Source organism: Enterobacter sp. 2VL, from assembly GCF_005503595.1.
In the GTDB taxonomy this organism is placed as follows: Bacteria; Pseudomonadota; Gammaproteobacteria; order Enterobacterales; family Enterobacteriaceae; genus Enterobacter; species Enterobacter cancerogenus.
In genome coordinates this window covers 63436-78695 of the sequence record NZ_SCNE01000007.1, presented here as the reverse complement: position 1 = coordinate 78695, position 15260 = coordinate 63436, and the positions used below count along the sequence as shown (strand labels likewise).

General features: G+C 53.1%; 12 protein-coding genes and 2 tRNA genes. 11 read left to right on the top strand and 3 right to left on the bottom strand.

All coding sequences use genetic code 11. From position 1 onward, the window contains the following. The gene (dacB, locus tag FFS28_RS16715) at window positions 1-1434 is read right to left on the bottom strand and encodes a serine-type D-Ala-D-Ala carboxypeptidase (protein WP_006178769.1); all 1434 of its coding nucleotides are present in this window, start codon (window positions 1432-1434) and stop codon (window positions 1-3) included. A gap of 248 nt (window positions 1435-1682) precedes the next feature. On the opposite strand from dacB, the gene greA reads away from it, so the two are divergent. Then, on the top strand, window positions 1683-2159 hold the full coding sequence (gene greA, locus FFS28_RS16710; protein ID WP_006178768.1) for a transcription elongation factor GreA: 477 nt from the start codon (window positions 1683-1685) through the stop codon (window positions 2157-2159). 151 nt (window positions 2160-2310) lie between these two features. Here greA and yhbY read toward each other — a convergent pair whose 3' ends face one another. Further along, the gene (yhbY, locus tag FFS28_RS16705) at window positions 2311-2604 is read right to left on the bottom strand and encodes a ribosome assembly RNA-binding protein YhbY (protein WP_003861814.1); all 294 of its coding nucleotides are present in this window, start codon (window positions 2602-2604) and stop codon (window positions 2311-2313) included. A gap of 127 nt (window positions 2605-2731) precedes the next feature. Here yhbY and rlmE point away from each other — a divergent pair, with 127 nt between their 5' ends. The 6 genes from rlmE to FFS28_RS16675 all read left to right on the top strand — a co-directional run bounded on the left by rlmE (window position 2732) and on the right by FFS28_RS16675 (window position 8326). Continuing rightward, window positions 2732-3358, top strand: a complete 627-nt coding sequence (gene rlmE / locus FFS28_RS16700) for a 23S rRNA (uridine(2552)-2'-O)-methyltransferase RlmE (RefSeq protein WP_006178766.1) — start codon at window positions 2732-2734, stop codon at window positions 3356-3358. 102 nt (window positions 3359-3460) lie between these two features. Then, window positions 3461-5395 carry an ATP-dependent zinc metalloprotease FtsH gene (ftsH, locus tag FFS28_RS16695; protein ID WP_006178765.1) on the top strand — a complete coding sequence of 645 codons (1935 nt, stop codon included), beginning with the start codon at window positions 3461-3463 and terminating at the stop codon, window positions 5393-5395. Window positions 5396-5494: 99 nt separating this feature from the next. Further along, entirely contained in the window at window positions 5495-6343 is an 849-nt protein-coding gene (gene folP / locus FFS28_RS16690) for a dihydropteroate synthase (protein WP_137903511.1), read from the top strand. After that, entirely contained in the window at window positions 6336-7673 is a 1338-nt protein-coding gene (gene glmM / locus FFS28_RS16685) for a phosphoglucosamine mutase (protein ID WP_137903510.1), read from the top strand. Before folP ends, glmM begins: the two co-directional genes overlap by 8 nt. 224 nt (window positions 7674-7897) lie before the next feature. After that, window positions 7898-8230: a preprotein translocase subunit SecG gene (secG, locus tag FFS28_RS16680; RefSeq protein ID WP_006178762.1), complete on the top strand. Its 333-nt coding sequence runs from the start codon at window positions 7898-7900 to the stop codon at window positions 8228-8230. A gap of 9 nt (window positions 8231-8239) precedes the next feature. Further along, window positions 8240-8326: transfer RNA gene (locus FFS28_RS16675), tRNA-Leu, on the top strand. Window positions 8327-8515: 189 nt separating this feature from the next. Here the strand turns inward: FFS28_RS16675 and argG are convergent. Then, window positions 8516-9862: an argininosuccinate synthase gene (gene argG / locus FFS28_RS16670; RefSeq protein ID WP_006178761.1), complete on the bottom strand. Its 1347-nt coding sequence runs from the start codon at window positions 9860-9862 to the stop codon at window positions 8516-8518. 286 nt (window positions 9863-10148) lie between these two features. Here argG and FFS28_RS16665 point away from each other — a divergent pair. The 4 genes from FFS28_RS16665 (at window position 10149) to infB (ending at window position 15128) form a co-directional block, all read left to right on the top strand. Beyond that, window positions 10149-10225: transfer RNA gene (locus tag FFS28_RS16665), tRNA-Met, on the top strand. A 207-nt stretch (window positions 10226-10432) separates the two neighbouring features. Beyond that, on the top strand, window positions 10433-10885 hold the full coding sequence (gene rimP, locus FFS28_RS16660) for a ribosome maturation factor RimP (RefSeq protein ID WP_014833432.1): 453 nt from the start codon (window positions 10433-10435) through the stop codon (window positions 10883-10885). A 28-nt stretch (window positions 10886-10913) separates the two neighbouring features. Beyond that, the gene (nusA, locus tag FFS28_RS16655; RefSeq protein WP_006178759.1) at window positions 10914-12416 is read left to right on the top strand and encodes a transcription termination factor NusA; all 1503 of its coding nucleotides are present in this window, start codon (window positions 10914-10916) and stop codon (window positions 12414-12416) included. A gap of 24 nt (window positions 12417-12440) precedes the next feature. Beyond that, complete coding sequence (gene infB, locus FFS28_RS16650; RefSeq protein WP_006178758.1) at window positions 12441-15128, top strand: translation initiation factor IF-2; 2688 nt, start codon at window positions 12441-12443, stop codon at window positions 15126-15128. The last annotated feature ends 132 nt before the right edge of the window (window positions 15129-15260 follow it).

The window sequence follows — 15260 nt, the reverse complement described above, 5'->3', positions numbered from 1 at the left end:
CTAGTTATTCTGGTAGATGTCCTTATAAAGCCTGCTTTCGAAGCGCACCAGAGGAATTCGACGATTACGCTGGTCTGCTGGTTCGACGGCATAGCCGGAAAGATACTGTACGAACGCCATGCGTTGTCCACTGGCGGTCGTGATAAAACCTGCCAGGTTATACACGCCCTGCAGCGAGCCTGTTTTAGCCGAGACCTTTCCATCCACTCCCGCCGCATGAAGCCCGGCGCGGTACTGAAGGGAGCCATCATGCCCGGCAAGAGGCAGCATCGTAATAAAGTTTAGTTCAGTGTCGTGCTGTGCAATGTACTGCAGCACCTGCATCATGGTCGCGGGGGAGATCAGGTTATGGCGTGACAGCCCTGAACCATCGACGGCAATCGTATTGCCAAGGTCGATCCCCGCCTGCTGGCGCAGGATCTGCCGTACAGCGTCAGACCCCGCACGCCAGGTACCCGGCACGCCGAAACGCGCATGGCCAATCATGCGGAACACCGTATCCGCGATCATATTGTCCGATTTTTTCAGCATAATCCTAAGCAGATCGTGCAGCGGCGCGGACTGTTTGCTGGCGATGACGTTACCCGGCTGATTAACCTGCGTCTGGCGCAGCAGGGTGCCAGAATAGGTAATTCCGGCCTGTTTGAGTTCGTCTTTAAGAATGGCGCCTGCGTAACCCGCACCGTCCTGAATAGCAAAGGCCAGCGGCAGCGGGTCGGCACGCTGCGTCAGGCAGCCGGTGAGCGTATAGCGGTTTAAATCACCCGGGACGACATCCAGCTCGCAGTACTGCGCATCCGGCGATCCTTTTGCCAGTGTACGCACCTGGCTGAACATCGTGACCGGGTAGTAAGAGGCGACACGAATAAAGGCTAAATCATTCGGCTTTGGTGCGCTGTAAAGCGACACGGAGAAACAGTTACGGTCAACGATAGCCGCGGCCGGCGGGGCGCTAAAGCACTGCGTCATATCGTTCCACGGCCAGCCTGGGGCTTTATCATGGCTGGCAAAAATCGAGGTGTCGATCAGTACGTTGCCATCGATCTTTTGCACGCCAGATTTTTTCAGCACCGCCACCATGTTGCGAATATCCTGGCGCTTGAACGTGGGGTCGCCGCCGAACCGGGCGATAAGATCGCCTTTCAGCTCGCCACCGTCGATGTTACCTTTGGTCTCAAGGGTGGTGGTAAAGCGGAAGTCAGGACCAAGCTGAAGCAGCGCGGCGAGGGCGGTGATCACCTTTTGGGTACTGGCAGGCAGCGCCATCTGTTGACTGTGATAGTCAATATCGGGTGCCTGTGCTCCAACCTTCTGCACCATCAGCGCAAGGTTAGCCCCTGCGGGCAGCTGGTTAATGTACTCATCAACATTCGCGGCCTGAACGGTGAACGTGATACTGGTAGTCAATCCGATGATAAATCTGGAAAATCGCATAGTCTCGCGCTAACAACCCGAAAACAAACCGTCATACTACGGTGCATGGCACTGCAAAGTAAACGATGACCCATAGTGAACTTCGCGGTAAAATGCGTATCAAATTGAAAAATTGCTGCTGACCTGGGACTTTGTTCCCGGGTCGGTTTTCTTTTTGCTTCTGGCCCGCTCATGGTTGGATGTACATGGGCGCAGGGGCCGGAGCAGGTGACGCTGCTCCCAACAGGAATGTTCAAGAGGTATAACAAATGCAAGCTATTCCGATGACCTTACGTGGCGCAGAAAAACTGCGCGAAGAGCTGGATTTCCTTAAATCCGTACGTCGCCCTGAAATCATTGCTGCTATCGCGGATGCGCGTGAGCACGGCGACCTGAAAGAAAATGCTGAATACCACGCCGCGCGTGAGCAGCAGGGCTTTTGCGAAGGCCGTATTAAAGATATCGAAGCGAAGCTGTCTAATGCGCAGGTTATCGATATCACCAAAATGCCAAACAATGGTCGCGTGATTTTCGGCGCTACCGTTACCGTGCTGAACCTGGACAACGACGAAGAGCAGAAATACCGCATCGTTGGGGATGACGAAGCTGACTTTAAGCAGAACCTCATCTCGGTAAACTCGCCGATTGCGCGCGGTCTGATTGGCAAAGAGCAGGACGATGTTGTCGTCATCCGCACCCCGGGTGGTGAAGTGGAATACGAAATTATTAAGGTTGAATACCTGTAATTCGCATCTCCGATAAGATGTTGATACATTGTAAAGATAAGAAAAAGGCCGCATAGCGGCCTTTTATCAACTTAAGTAGCGTGGCATTTTGCTCACCTGCTGACAGAAATCCCTCGTTTTACACAGAAAATGTGTTCGATTCAGGATATCCTTAGCGTGGCAGCGAGATTTTACGCTCTTTAGATGGGCGATAGAGCACCAGCGTTTTACCGATGACCTGTACATTACAGGCGCCGGTTTCGCGCACGATGGCTTCCACGATCAGGTTTTTAGTGTCTCTGTCTTCAGAGGCGATTTTCACCTTGATCAGCTCGTGGTGTTCCAGCGCTTGTTCAATCTCGGCAAGCACCCCTTCGGTCAAACCATTGTTGCCAAGCATAACTACCGGCTTGAGCGGATGTGCCAGACCTTTAAGGTGCTGTTTTTGTTTAGTACTCAGATTCATCGTATATTTTTGCTTACGTTGGGATTGAAAACGGTTCATTCTACCGCCATCTCCCTAATATCGCCAAATAGCTGCGTAGAAATTTACGTCACAGGCAAGCAACGATGAACCAGGACGGAAATGTTAAATGACAGGTAAAAAGCGTTCTGCCAGCTCCAGCCGCTGGCTACAGGAACACTTTAGCGATAAATATGTTCAACAGGCGCAGAAAAAGGGGTTGCGTTCCCGCGCCTGGTTTAAACTTGATGAAATACAGCAAAGTGACAAACTTTTTAAGCCGGGAATGACGGTTGTCGATCTCGGTGCAGCACCTGGCGGATGGTCTCAGTATGCGGTTACGCAAATCGGCGGAACGGGCCGAATCATCGCATGCGATCTTTTACCAATGGATCCTATCGTTGGTGTGGACTTCCTTCAGGGCGACTTTCGTGATGAATTAGTACTGAAAGCGTTACTTGATCGTGTAGGTGACAGTAAGGTCCAGGTTGTCATGTCTGATATGGCACCAAATATGTGTGGAACACCGGCGGTGGATATCCCCCGCGCCATGTATCTGGTGGAGCTAGCGTTAGAAATGAGTCGTGATGTACTAGCGCCTGGTGGTAGTTTTGTTGTGAAGGTGTTTCAGGGCGAAGGTTTCGAGGAGTATCTTAAGGAAATTCGCTCCCTGTTTGCGAAGGTCAAAGTTCGTAAGCCGGACTCTTCCCGGGCTCGTTCTCGAGAAGTGTATATTGTAGCGACCGGGCGAAAATGATAACCGGTGGATTTCAAACGAAAGTTTGAATGACACTGGATATAGAGTATCCTGACGCTGTTTTTAACACAGTTGTAATATGAGGTTAATCCCTTGAGTGACATGGCGAAAAACCTAATACTCTGGCTGGTCATTGCCGTTGTGCTGATGTCAGTATTCCAGAGCTTTGGGCCCAGCGAGTCGAATGGCCGCAAGGTGGATTATTCTACCTTCCTGCAGGAGGTCAATCAGGACCAGGTTCGCGAAGCGCGTATCAACGGACGTGAGATCAACGTTACCAAGAAAGATAGTAACCGTTACACGACCTACATCCCGGTGAACGATCCTAAGCTGCTTGATAACCTTCTGACTAAAAACGTCAAAGTGGTTGGTGAGCCGCCAGAAGAACCAAGCCTGCTGGCTTCTATCTTCATCTCCTGGTTCCCGATGCTGCTTCTTATTGGCGTCTGGATCTTCTTTATGCGTCAGATGCAGGGCGGCGGTGGCAAAGGTGCCATGTCGTTCGGTAAGAGCAAGGCGCGTATGCTAACGGAAGACCAGATCAAGACCACCTTTGCCGACGTTGCAGGTTGTGACGAAGCGAAAGAAGAGGTGGGCGAGCTGGTTGAATACCTGCGCGAGCCGAGCCGTTTCCAGAAGCTGGGCGGTAAGATCCCGAAAGGCGTGCTGATGGTTGGCCCTCCGGGTACCGGTAAAACCCTGCTGGCGAAAGCCATCGCAGGCGAAGCGAAGGTGCCGTTCTTTACTATTTCAGGTTCTGACTTCGTTGAAATGTTCGTGGGTGTCGGTGCATCTCGTGTGCGTGACATGTTCGAGCAGGCCAAGAAAGCAGCACCGTGCATTATCTTCATCGATGAAATCGATGCCGTAGGCCGCCAGCGTGGCGCAGGCCTGGGCGGCGGTCACGATGAACGTGAACAGACGCTGAACCAGATGCTGGTTGAGATGGACGGCTTTGAAGGTAACGAAGGTATCATCGTTATCGCGGCAACTAACCGTCCGGACGTTCTTGACCCTGCGCTTCTGCGTCCAGGTCGTTTCGACCGTCAGGTTGTGGTCGGTCTGCCGGATGTTCGCGGTCGTGAACAGATTCTGAAAGTTCACATGCGTCGCGTACCGCTGGCACCTGATATCGACGCGGCAATTATCGCACGTGGTACCCCGGGCTTCTCCGGTGCGGACCTGGCGAACCTGGTCAACGAAGCGGCGCTGTTTGCTGCTCGCGGCAACAAGCGCGTCGTGTCCATGGTCGAGTTCGAAAAAGCGAAAGACAAAATCATGATGGGTGCGGAACGTCGCTCCATGGTGATGACAGAAGCGCAGAAAGAGTCCACGGCATATCACGAAGCAGGCCACGCGATTATTGGTCGCCTGGTACCGGAACACGATCCGGTGCATAAAGTGACGATTATTCCGCGTGGTCGTGCGCTGGGCGTGACGTTCTTCCTGCCGGAAGGCGATGCAATCAGCGCCAGCCGTCAGAAGCTGGAAAGCCAGATTTCGACCCTGTACGGTGGTCGTCTGGCGGAAGAGATTATCTACGGTGTGGAACATGTTTCGACCGGTGCGTCCAACGATATTAAAGTGGCGACAAACCTGGCGCGTAACATGGTGACTCAGTGGGGCTTCTCCGACAAACTCGGTCCGCTGCTGTATGCAGAGGAAGAGGGTGAAGTATTCCTGGGCCGTTCCGTCGCGAAAGCCAAACATATGTCCGATGAAACTGCACGTATCATCGACCAGGAAGTGAAAGCGCTGATCGAACGTAACTACGCTCGCGCACGTCAGATCCTGAACGACAATATGGACATTCTGCATTCGATGAAAGATGCGCTCATGAAATATGAGACCATCGATGCTCCGCAGATTGACGACCTGATGGCACGTCGCGAAGTGCGTCCGCCAGCGGGCTGGGAAGACCCAGGCGCTTCCAACAATTCTGACAACAATGGCACCCCGCGTGCACCGCGTCCGGTCGATGAACCGCGTACGCCAAACCCGGGTAACACCATGTCAGAACAGTTGGGCGACAAGTAAGTCACTGCTGTTGATGCGTTTGTCTTAACTTCAAACCCTGGAGCTTGCTCCGGGGTTTTTCTTTTTCGCTAAACCATATAGATACCAGGGATTTTTGCCATGAAACTTTTCGCCCAGGATTCGCATCTTGAACTCTCACATCCTCATGTGATGGGTATCCTGAATGTTACCCCTGACTCCTTCTCCGACGGCGGTACGCACAACACGCTTATTGAGGCGGTTAAGCACGCGAATTTGATGATCAATGCGGGTGCCACCATCATTGATGTTGGCGGGGAGTCCACGCGTCCGGGGGCGGCGGATGTTTCAGTAGACGAAGAGTTAGCGCGCGTGGTGCCGGTGGTTGAGGCGATTGCGCAGCGTTTTGAAGTATGGATTTCCGTCGACACATCAAAGCCTGAAGTGATTCGCGAAGTGGCGAGAGTGGGTGCTCACATCATCAATGACATTCGCTCGCTGACCGAACCGGGCGCGCTGGAGGCGGCGGCAGAAACCGGTTTACCGGTGTGCCTGATGCATATGCAGGGGCAGCCGAAAACGATGCAGGAAGCGCCTAGTTACGACGATGTCTTTGCCGATGTAAATCGCTTCTTTATTGACCATATCGCACGCTGTGAACGTGCCGGCATCCCAAAAGAGAAATTGCTGCTCGACCCGGGGTTCGGTTTCGGTAAAAATCTCTCACACAACTATGCACTGCTTGCACGCTTGTCCGAATTCCATCATTTCGGCCTTCCGCTGCTGGTTGGTATGTCGAGAAAGTCGATGATCGGACAATTGCTGAATATCGGACCGAGTGAGCGCCTCAGCGGCAGCCTCGCTTGTGCGGTAATTGCAGCGATGCAGGGAGCACACATTATTCGCGTCCATGACGTAAAAGAAACAGTAGAAGCCATGCGCGTGGTTGAAGCCACCCTGGCAGCCAAGGAAAACAAACGCTATGAGTAATCGTAAATATTTTGGTACCGATGGTATCCGTGGACGCGTTGGCGATGCTCCAATCACTCCTGATTTTGTTCTGAAGCTGGGTTGGGCGGCAGGTAAGGTGCTGGCGCGTCACGGCTCGCGTAAGATTATCATCGGTAAAGATACCCGTATTTCAGGCTATATGCTGGAATCAGCGCTGGAAGCAGGTCTGTCGGCTGCGGGGCTTTCCGCCTCCTTTACTGGCCCAATGCCGACGCCTGCCGTAGCCTATCTGACTCGCACCTTCCGCGCGGAAGCGGGGATTGTCATTTCAGCTTCGCACAACCCATTCTATGACAACGGCATCAAGTTCTTCTCCATCGATGGCACTAAGCTGCCGGATGAAGTTGAAGAAGCCATTGAAGCCGAAATGGAAAAAGAGATCACCTGCGTGGACTCCGCAGAGCTGGGTAAAGCGAACCGCATTGTCGATGCCGCTGGTCGCTATATTGAGTTTTGCAAAGGCACCTTCCCGAATGAACTGAGCCTTGCCCACCTTAAAATCGTGGTGGACTGCGCCAACGGTGCGACCTACCACATTGCGCCAAACGTTTTCCGCGAGCTGGGTGCAAAAGTCATCACCATCGGCTGCGAGCCGGATGGCCTGAACATTAACGAAGAAGTCGGCGCGACGGACGTGCGTGCGCTGCAGGCGCGCGTGCTGGCTGAAAAAGCTGACATCGGAATTGCGCTGGATGGTGACGGCGATCGCGTGATCATGGTCGACCACGAAGGCAACAAGGTCGATGGCGATCAGATCCTCTACATCATTGCCCGCGAAGGGTTGCGCCAGGGCCAACTGCGCGGCGGTGCGGTCGGCACGCTGATGAGCAACATGGGTCTTGAGCTGGCGCTGAAACAGCTGGGTATCCCGTTTGTTCGCGCGAAAGTGGGGGACCGCTACGTGCTGGAGAAACTGCAGGAGAAAGGCTGGCGCATTGGCGCAGAAAACTCAGGTCACGTGATCCTGCTCGACAAAACCACCACCGGTGACGGCATCGTGGCGGGGCTGCAGGTGGTTGCGGCGATGGCGCGCAACCATATGAGCCTGCACGATCTGTGCAGCGGCATGAAGTTGTTCCCACAGATCCTCGTCAATGTGCGTTTTACCGCCGGTAAAGGCGATCCACTCGAAAATGAACAGGTAAAAGCGGTGATGGCGGAGGTTGAGGAAGCGCTCGGTAATCGTGGTCGCGTACTGCTGCGTAAGTCCGGTACCGAGCCTTTGATCCGGGTAATGGTGGAAGGTGAGGACGAAGCGCAGGTCACCGAGTTTGCGCACCGAATTGCTGATGCGGTGAAAGCAGCATAATTATTACGATTAAGTGATTAAAAAGGCGGCGTTTGCCGCCTTTGTTTTAAGCAGATAATGTCTTTTTGCTGTTTTTTTCCGCAGTTGGTAAAATGCGTCGAAAATGCCCTTGCGAAGGTCATTCGCTTTGGTTAGTATTCACACCCGCTTCAGTGGGAAACACGAAATCCTGCTAATTGGTCGAAGCATTGGTATGCGGCAAATCCGCAAGGAACAGGTTGATTATGTACGAAGCTCTTTTAGTTATTTTCCTTATTGTAGCCATCGCTCTTGTAGCGCTGATCATGCTGCAGCAAGGTAAAGGCGCTGATATGGGAGCCTCCTTCGGAGCAGGCGCTTCCGGTACGCTGTTTGGTTCAAGTGGTTCTGCGAACTTCATGACCCGTACAACTGCGATTCTGGCTACGCTGTTCTTCATCATCAGTCTGGTGCTGGGCAATATCAACAGCAACAAGACCAGTAAAGGAAGCGAGTGGGAAAATCTGAGTGCTCCGTCTAAAACTGAGCAGACTCAGCCAGCTGAACCGGCTAAGCCGACCAGCGACATCCCACACTAAGTACTCAGTACCGAGGTGGTGGAATTGGTAGACACGCTACCTTGAGGTGGTAGTGCCCTAACGGGCTTGTGGGTTCGAGTCCCATCCTCGGTACCAATATTCCAGAAGAAAGACGTCGAAAGACGTCTTTTTTTTCGTCTGTAGATCGTGTGTCTTCGATCTTTCGTAGGGCGGATAAACCTTGCGCCACCCGCTATATTGCCCGGTGGCGCTGCGCTTACCGGGCCTACGAAAACCCAAATAAAAAAGGCGCCCGCTGGGCGCCTTTTGCATCTCTTGTCAGCGTTACTTCTTATCGCTGTGTTCCAGGTTTTCAACCTGCGGCAGGCCGTTGCCAGAGCTGGCTGAGAGCAAACCATTCTCAACGTAGTTGAACAGCTTCTCACGCGTATCGGTGATGTCCAGGTTACGCATGGTCAGCTGACCAATACGATCGTCCGGAGAAAATACTGAATCACCTTTCTCCATGGTCAGGCGCTCTGCTTTATAGGTCAGGTTGTCAGAGACGGTGTTGAGGATCGAGTAGTCGTTACCGCGACGCAGTTCCAGCGTCACTTCCCCGGTGATGGCACTCGCCACCCAACGCTGCAGGGCATCACGCAGCATCAGCGCCTGCGGATCGAACCAGCGACCCTGATACAGCAGTTTACCCAGCTGACGGCCATGAGAGTGATACTGCTCAATGGTATCTTCGTTATGAATGCCGGTCAGCAGACGCTCATAGGCAATGTGCAGCAGCGCCATCCCCGGGGCTTCATAGATGCCACGGCTTTTCGCTTCGATAATACGGTTCTCAATCTGATCGCTCATGCCCAGACCGTGACGTCCGCCGATACGGTTCGCTTCCAGCATCAGCTCGACATCGTCAGAGAAGGTTTTGCCGTTCAGGGCAACCGGATGGCCGCGCTCGAAACGTACTGTCACTTCTTCAGCCTGGATTTTGACGTTTTCGTCCCAGAACTTCACACCCATGATTGGGTTGACGATTTTCACGCTGGAGTTCAGGAACTCCAGATCTTTTGCTTCGTGCGTGGCACCCAGCATGTTGGAGTCGGTGGAGTAGGCTTTTTCGACCGACATCTTGTAGTCAAAGCCGCAGGCGATCATGAATTCTGACATTTCATGACGGCCGCCCAGTTCATCGATAAAATCAGTATCCAGCCATGGCTTGTAGATCTGCAGCTCGGCATTGGTCAGCAGGCCATAACGATAGAAACGTTCGATATCGTTGCCTTTATAGGTACTGCCGTCACCCCAGATGTTCACACCATCTTCTTTCATGGCGGCAACCAGCATGGTGCCGGTGACGGCACGGCCCAGCGGGGTGGTGTTAAAATAGGTCAGGCCGCCAGTGGTATTGTGGAACGCGCCACACTGAATGGCAGCAATGCCTTCTGCCACCAGTTGCTTACGGCAGTCAATCAGACGGGCGTTCTCTGCACCGTACTCCATGGCACGACGTGGGATAGCATCATAATCTTCCTCGTCCGGCTGACCCAGGTTCGCAGTATATGCATACGGAACCGCTCCCTTTTGTCGCATCCACAGCAGCGCAGCACTGGTATCCAGGCCGCCCGAAAAAGCGATGCCAATACGTTGTCCTACCGGGAGATGCTTGAGAATCGTCGTCATAAAATAAAACCCTGCTTGATTGACTGAGAAGAGATCGCTTTCGCTCTCGATGCATGTTTATGCAAAATAAGTGAGTATTCATTTAATCATCTTTTGACGATGACCGGAAGAGACGTGTGCATTTTTTGTAAAAATTTCCCTCTCTTTACGCGACGTTATGTTGGGTTGACAGGTGGGGGTCACTATCAATATACTGAACGCCGATTTTACGTCCCGTCTTCGGTACCAAATCCCAGCATTATTTGCAAATTCTCCTCAAAACGCGTAGAATTTGCCACGTTTCAGGCGCGGGGTGGAGCAGCCTGGTAGCTCGTCGGGCTCATAACCCGAAGGTCGTCGGTTCAAATCCGGCCCCCGCAACCACTTTCCCATAAAGTTCTTTTTCAAATATACTGTGAAGACTCAGAGCCTTCGTAGCTGGATTTGAAAAAATTCTTTCGGAGAGTGCTCCAGGCCACAGTTGTGGCTATAGGGTTCAGTTATCTAAAGCCCCGATTTTTCGGGGTTTTTTGTTATCTGACTACAGAATAACTGGGCTTTACGCCCTTTTTTTATGTCTTGGGGGTGGGCTTGTCCACATTAGAGCAAAAATTAACAGAGATGATTACTGCACCGGTCGAAGCACTGGGCTACGAACTGGTCGGCATCGAATTCGTTCGCGGCCGCACATCGACGCTGCGCATCTATATTGATAGTGAAGATGGCATCAATGTTGATGATTGTGCTGATGTTAGCCACCAGGTGAGTGCGGTTCTTGATGTTGAAGACCCAATTACCGTTGCGTACAACCTGGAAGTTTCCTCACCCGGCCTCGATCGTCCGATGTTCACGGCCGAGCACTATGTGCGCTTTACCGGTGAAGAAGTGGCTCTCGTTCTGCGTATGGCCGTACAGAACCGCCGTAAATGGCAGGGAATTATCAAAGCTGTTGATGGTGAAATGATCACGGTTACAGTCGAAGGCAAAGATGAAGTGTTCGCGCTGAGTAATATCCAGAAGGCGAACCTGGTTCCCCACTTTTAACAGTCTGGATTGAGGTGAAAAGCCCGCGATGAACAAAGAAATTTTGGCTGTTGTTGAAGCCGTCTCCAACGAGAAATCACTGCCGCGTGAGAAGATTTTCGAAGCGCTGGAAAGTGCACTGGCTACAGCAACCAAGAAAAAATACGAACAAGAGATCGATGTTCGCGTAGAAATCGATCGTAAAAGCGGTGACTTCGATACATTCCGTCGTTGGGTGATTGTTGAAGAAGTTACCCAGCCGACTAAAGAGATCACCCTGGAAGCGGCGCGTTACGAAGACGAAAGCCTGAACGTGGGCGATTACGTTGAAGATCAGATTGAATCTGTTACCTTCGACCGTATCACCACGCAGACCGCGAAGCAGGTTATCGTCCAGAAAGTACGCGAAGCCGAGCGCGCGCTGGTTGTTGATCAGTTCCGCGATCAGGAAGGCGAAATCATCACGGGTGTGGTGAAGAAAGTGAACCGCGACAACATCTCTCTGGAGATCAAATCCGAAGGGATGCCGGGTAACGCTGAAGCCGTTATCCTGCGTGAAGACATGCTGCCGCGTGAAAACTTCCGCCCAGGCGACCGTATCCGCGGTGTGCTGTATGCCGTTCGCCCTGAAGCGCGTGGCGCACAGCTGTTCGTGACCCGTTCTAAACCAGAAATGCTGGTAGAACTGTTCCGTATTGAAGTGCCGGAAATCGGCGAAGAAGTTATCGAAATCAAAGCAGCGGCTCGCGATCCTGGTTCACGTGCGAAAATCGCGGTGAAAACCAACGATAAGCGTATCGATCCGGTTGGTGCTTGTGTGGGTATGCGCGGCGCGCGCGTTCAGGCGGTTTCTACCGAACTGGGCGGCGAGCGTATCGATATCGTTCTGTGGGACGATAACCCGGCGCAGTTCGTGATCAACGCAATGGCGCCGGCTGATGTGGCGTCTATCGTGGTTGACGAAGATAAGCACACCATGGATATCGCGGTAGAAGCGGGCAACCTGGCGCAGGCGATTGGCCGTAACGGTCAGAACGTACGTCTGGCGTCACAGCTGAGCGGCTGGGAACTCAACGTGATGACCGTTGATGACCTGCAGGCCAAGCATCAGGCTGAAGCCCACGCGGCGATCGATACCTTCACCAAATACCTGGACATTGACGAAGATTTCGCCACCGTTCTGGTTGAAGAAGGTTTCTCTACGCTGGAAGAACTGGCCTATGTGCCAATGAAAGAGCTGCTGGAAATTGACGGTCTGGATGAAGCGACCGTTGAAGCCCTGCGTGAACGCGCTAAAAACGCACTGACCACCCTGGCGCTGGCTCAGGAAGAAAGCCTTGGCGATAACAAGCCGGCTGATGACCTGCTGAATCTGGAAGGTCTTGATCGTGCGATTGCGTTCAAGCTGGCTGCCCGTGGTGTTTGTACGCTGGAAGATCTCGCTGAGCAAGGCGTTGATGACCTGGCCGATATCGAAGGTTTAACCGACGAGAAAGCCGGCGAACTCATCATGGCCGCACGTAATATTTGCTGGTTCGGCGACGAAGCGTAATAAACTGTAGCAGGAAGGAACAGCATGACTGATGTAACTGTAAAATCGCTGGCTGCCGAGATTCAGACCTCCGTGGACCGCCTGGTACAGCAATTTGCTGATGCAGGGATCCCGAAGTCCGCTGATGACTCGGTGACCGCGCAAGAAAAACAAACCTTGTTAGCGCACCTGAACCGTGAACACGGTTCTACGCCTGACAAGTTAACGCTGCAGCGCAAAACGCGTAGCACGTTGAATATCCCTGGTACCGGTGGCAAAAGCAAATCGGTACAAATCGAAGTCCGCAAGACGCGCACCTTTGTAAAACGTGATCCGCAAGAGGCCGAACGCCTTGCTGCGGAAGAGCAGGCACAGCGTGAAGCGGAAGAACAAGCTCAGCGTGAGGCAGAAGCAACTGCCAAACGCGAAGCAGAATTAAAAGCTGAACGTGAGGCCGCAGAAAAAGCGAAACGCGACGCAAGTGATAAAGTGAAGCGTGAAGCTGCGGAAAAAGACAAAGTGAGCAATCAACAGACCGACGATATGACAAAAACCGCCCAGGCTGAAAAAGCCCGCCGTGAAAATGAAGCTGCCGAACTGAAGCGTAAAGCGGAAGAAGAAGCACGCCGCAAGCTGGAAGAAGAAGCGCGTCGTGTGGCAGAAGAAGCACGCCGTATGGCAGAAGAAAACGAGAAAAACGGTGTGAATACCGCTGAGCCATCTGAAGACAACAGCGATTATCACGTTACTACTTCCCAGCACGCACGCCAGGCTGAAGATGACAACGACCGTGAAGTTGAAGGTGGTCGTGGCCGTACTCGCAGCACCAAAGCCGCGCGTCCAGCGAAAAAAGGCAACAAGCACGCTGAATCTAAAGCTGACCGTGAAGAAGCGCGTGCAGCGGTTCGCGGCGGTAAAGGCGGTAAGCGTAAAGGTTCCGCTCTGCAGCAGGGCTTCCAGAAGCCAGCGCAGGCCGTTAACCGTGACGTTGTGATCGGCGAAACCATCACCGTTGGCGATCTGGCGAACAAGATGGCGGTTAAAGGCTCTCAGGTCATCAAAGCGATGATGAAACTGGGCGCAATGGCGACCATCAACCAGGTCATCGACCAGGAAACCGCACAGCTGGTTGCCGAAGAGATGGGCCACAAAGTTATCCTGCGTCGTGAAAACGAGCTGGAAGAAGCAGTCATGAGCGACCGTGACACGGGTGCAGCGGCTGAACCGCGCGCGCCGGTTGTGACCATCATGGGTCACGTTGACCACGGTAAAACCTCTCTGCTTGACTACATTCGTTCTACTAAGGTTGCCTCCGGCGAAGCGGGTGGTATTACCCAGCACATCGGTGCTTACCACGTAGAAACCGAAAACGGCATGATCACCTTCCTGGATACCCCGGGCCACGCAGCGTTTACCTCAATGCGTGCTCGTGGTGCTCAGGCAACGGATATCGTTGTACTGGTTGTCGCAGCTGACGATGGCGTGATGCCACAGACCATTGAAGCTATCCAGCACGCGAAAGCGGCGCAGGTGCCTCTGGTTGTTGCGGTCAACAAAATCGATAAGCCAGAAGCCGATATGGATCGCGTTAAGAACGAGCTCTCCCAGTACGGCGTTATGCCGGAAGAGTGGGGCGGCGAAGCGCAGTTCATCCCTGTTTCTGCAAAAGCCGGTACCGGTATCGACGACCTGCTGAACGCCATCCTGCTGCAGGCTGAAGTTCTGGAGCTGAAAGCGGTTCGTAAAGGTATGGCGAGCGGCGCGGTTATCGAATCCTTCCTGGATAAAGGTCGTGGTCCGGTAGCGACCGTTCTGGTTCGCGAAGGTACCCTGAACAAGGGTGACATCGTACTGTGTGGTTTCGAATACGGTCGCGTTCGTGCGATGCGTAACGAACTGGGTCAGGAAGTGCTGGAAGCGGGTCCATCCATTCCAGTGGAAATCCTGGGTCTGTCCGGTGTTCCGGCCGCGGGTGACGAAGTGACCGTTGTACGTGACGAGAAGAAAGCGCGTGAAGTGGCTCTGTACCGTCAGGGTAAATTCCGTGAAGTGAAACTGGCTCGTCAGCAGAAATCTAAACTTGAGAACATGTTCGCGAACATGACCGAAGGCGAAGTTCACGAAGTGAACATCGTACTGAAAGCCGACGTTCAGGGTTCTGTGGAAGCGATCTCCGACTCCTTGCTGAAACTGTCTACCGACGAAGTGAAAGTGAAGATCATCGGTTCTGGCGTAGGTGGTATCACCGAAACCGACGCGACCCTGGCTGCAGCGTCCAACGCTATCCTGGTTGGCTTCAACGTTCGTGCTGACGCTTCTGCGCGTAAAGTTATCGATGCGGAAAGCCTGGATCTGCGTTACTACTCCGTCATCTATAACCTGATCGACGAAGTGAAAGCGGCAATGAGCGGCATGCTGTCTCCTGAGCTGAAACAGCAGATCATCGGTCTGGCTGAAGTGCGTGACGTGTTCAAATCACCGAAATTCGGTGCGATCGCGGGCTGTATGGTTACCGAAGGTAACATCAAACGTCACAACCCAATCCGTGTACTGCGCGACAACGTGGTTATCTATGAAGGCGAGCTGGAATCCCTGCGCCGCTTCAAAGATGACGTTAACGAAGTGCGTAACGGCATGGAATGTGGTATCGGCGTGAAGAACTACAACGACGTTCGCGTTGGCGATATGATCGAAGTGTTCGAGATCATCGAAATCCAACGTACCATCGCGTAATCGTCGTCGGTTTTTGGGCCGCCACGGTGTTGGCGGCAACCCAAAATCCTTTGATGATTAATTCGCGTAGGCCGGGTAAGCGAAGCGCCACCCGGCAATAATTTCAAAAGGGGCTTTTAGCCCCTTTTTTGT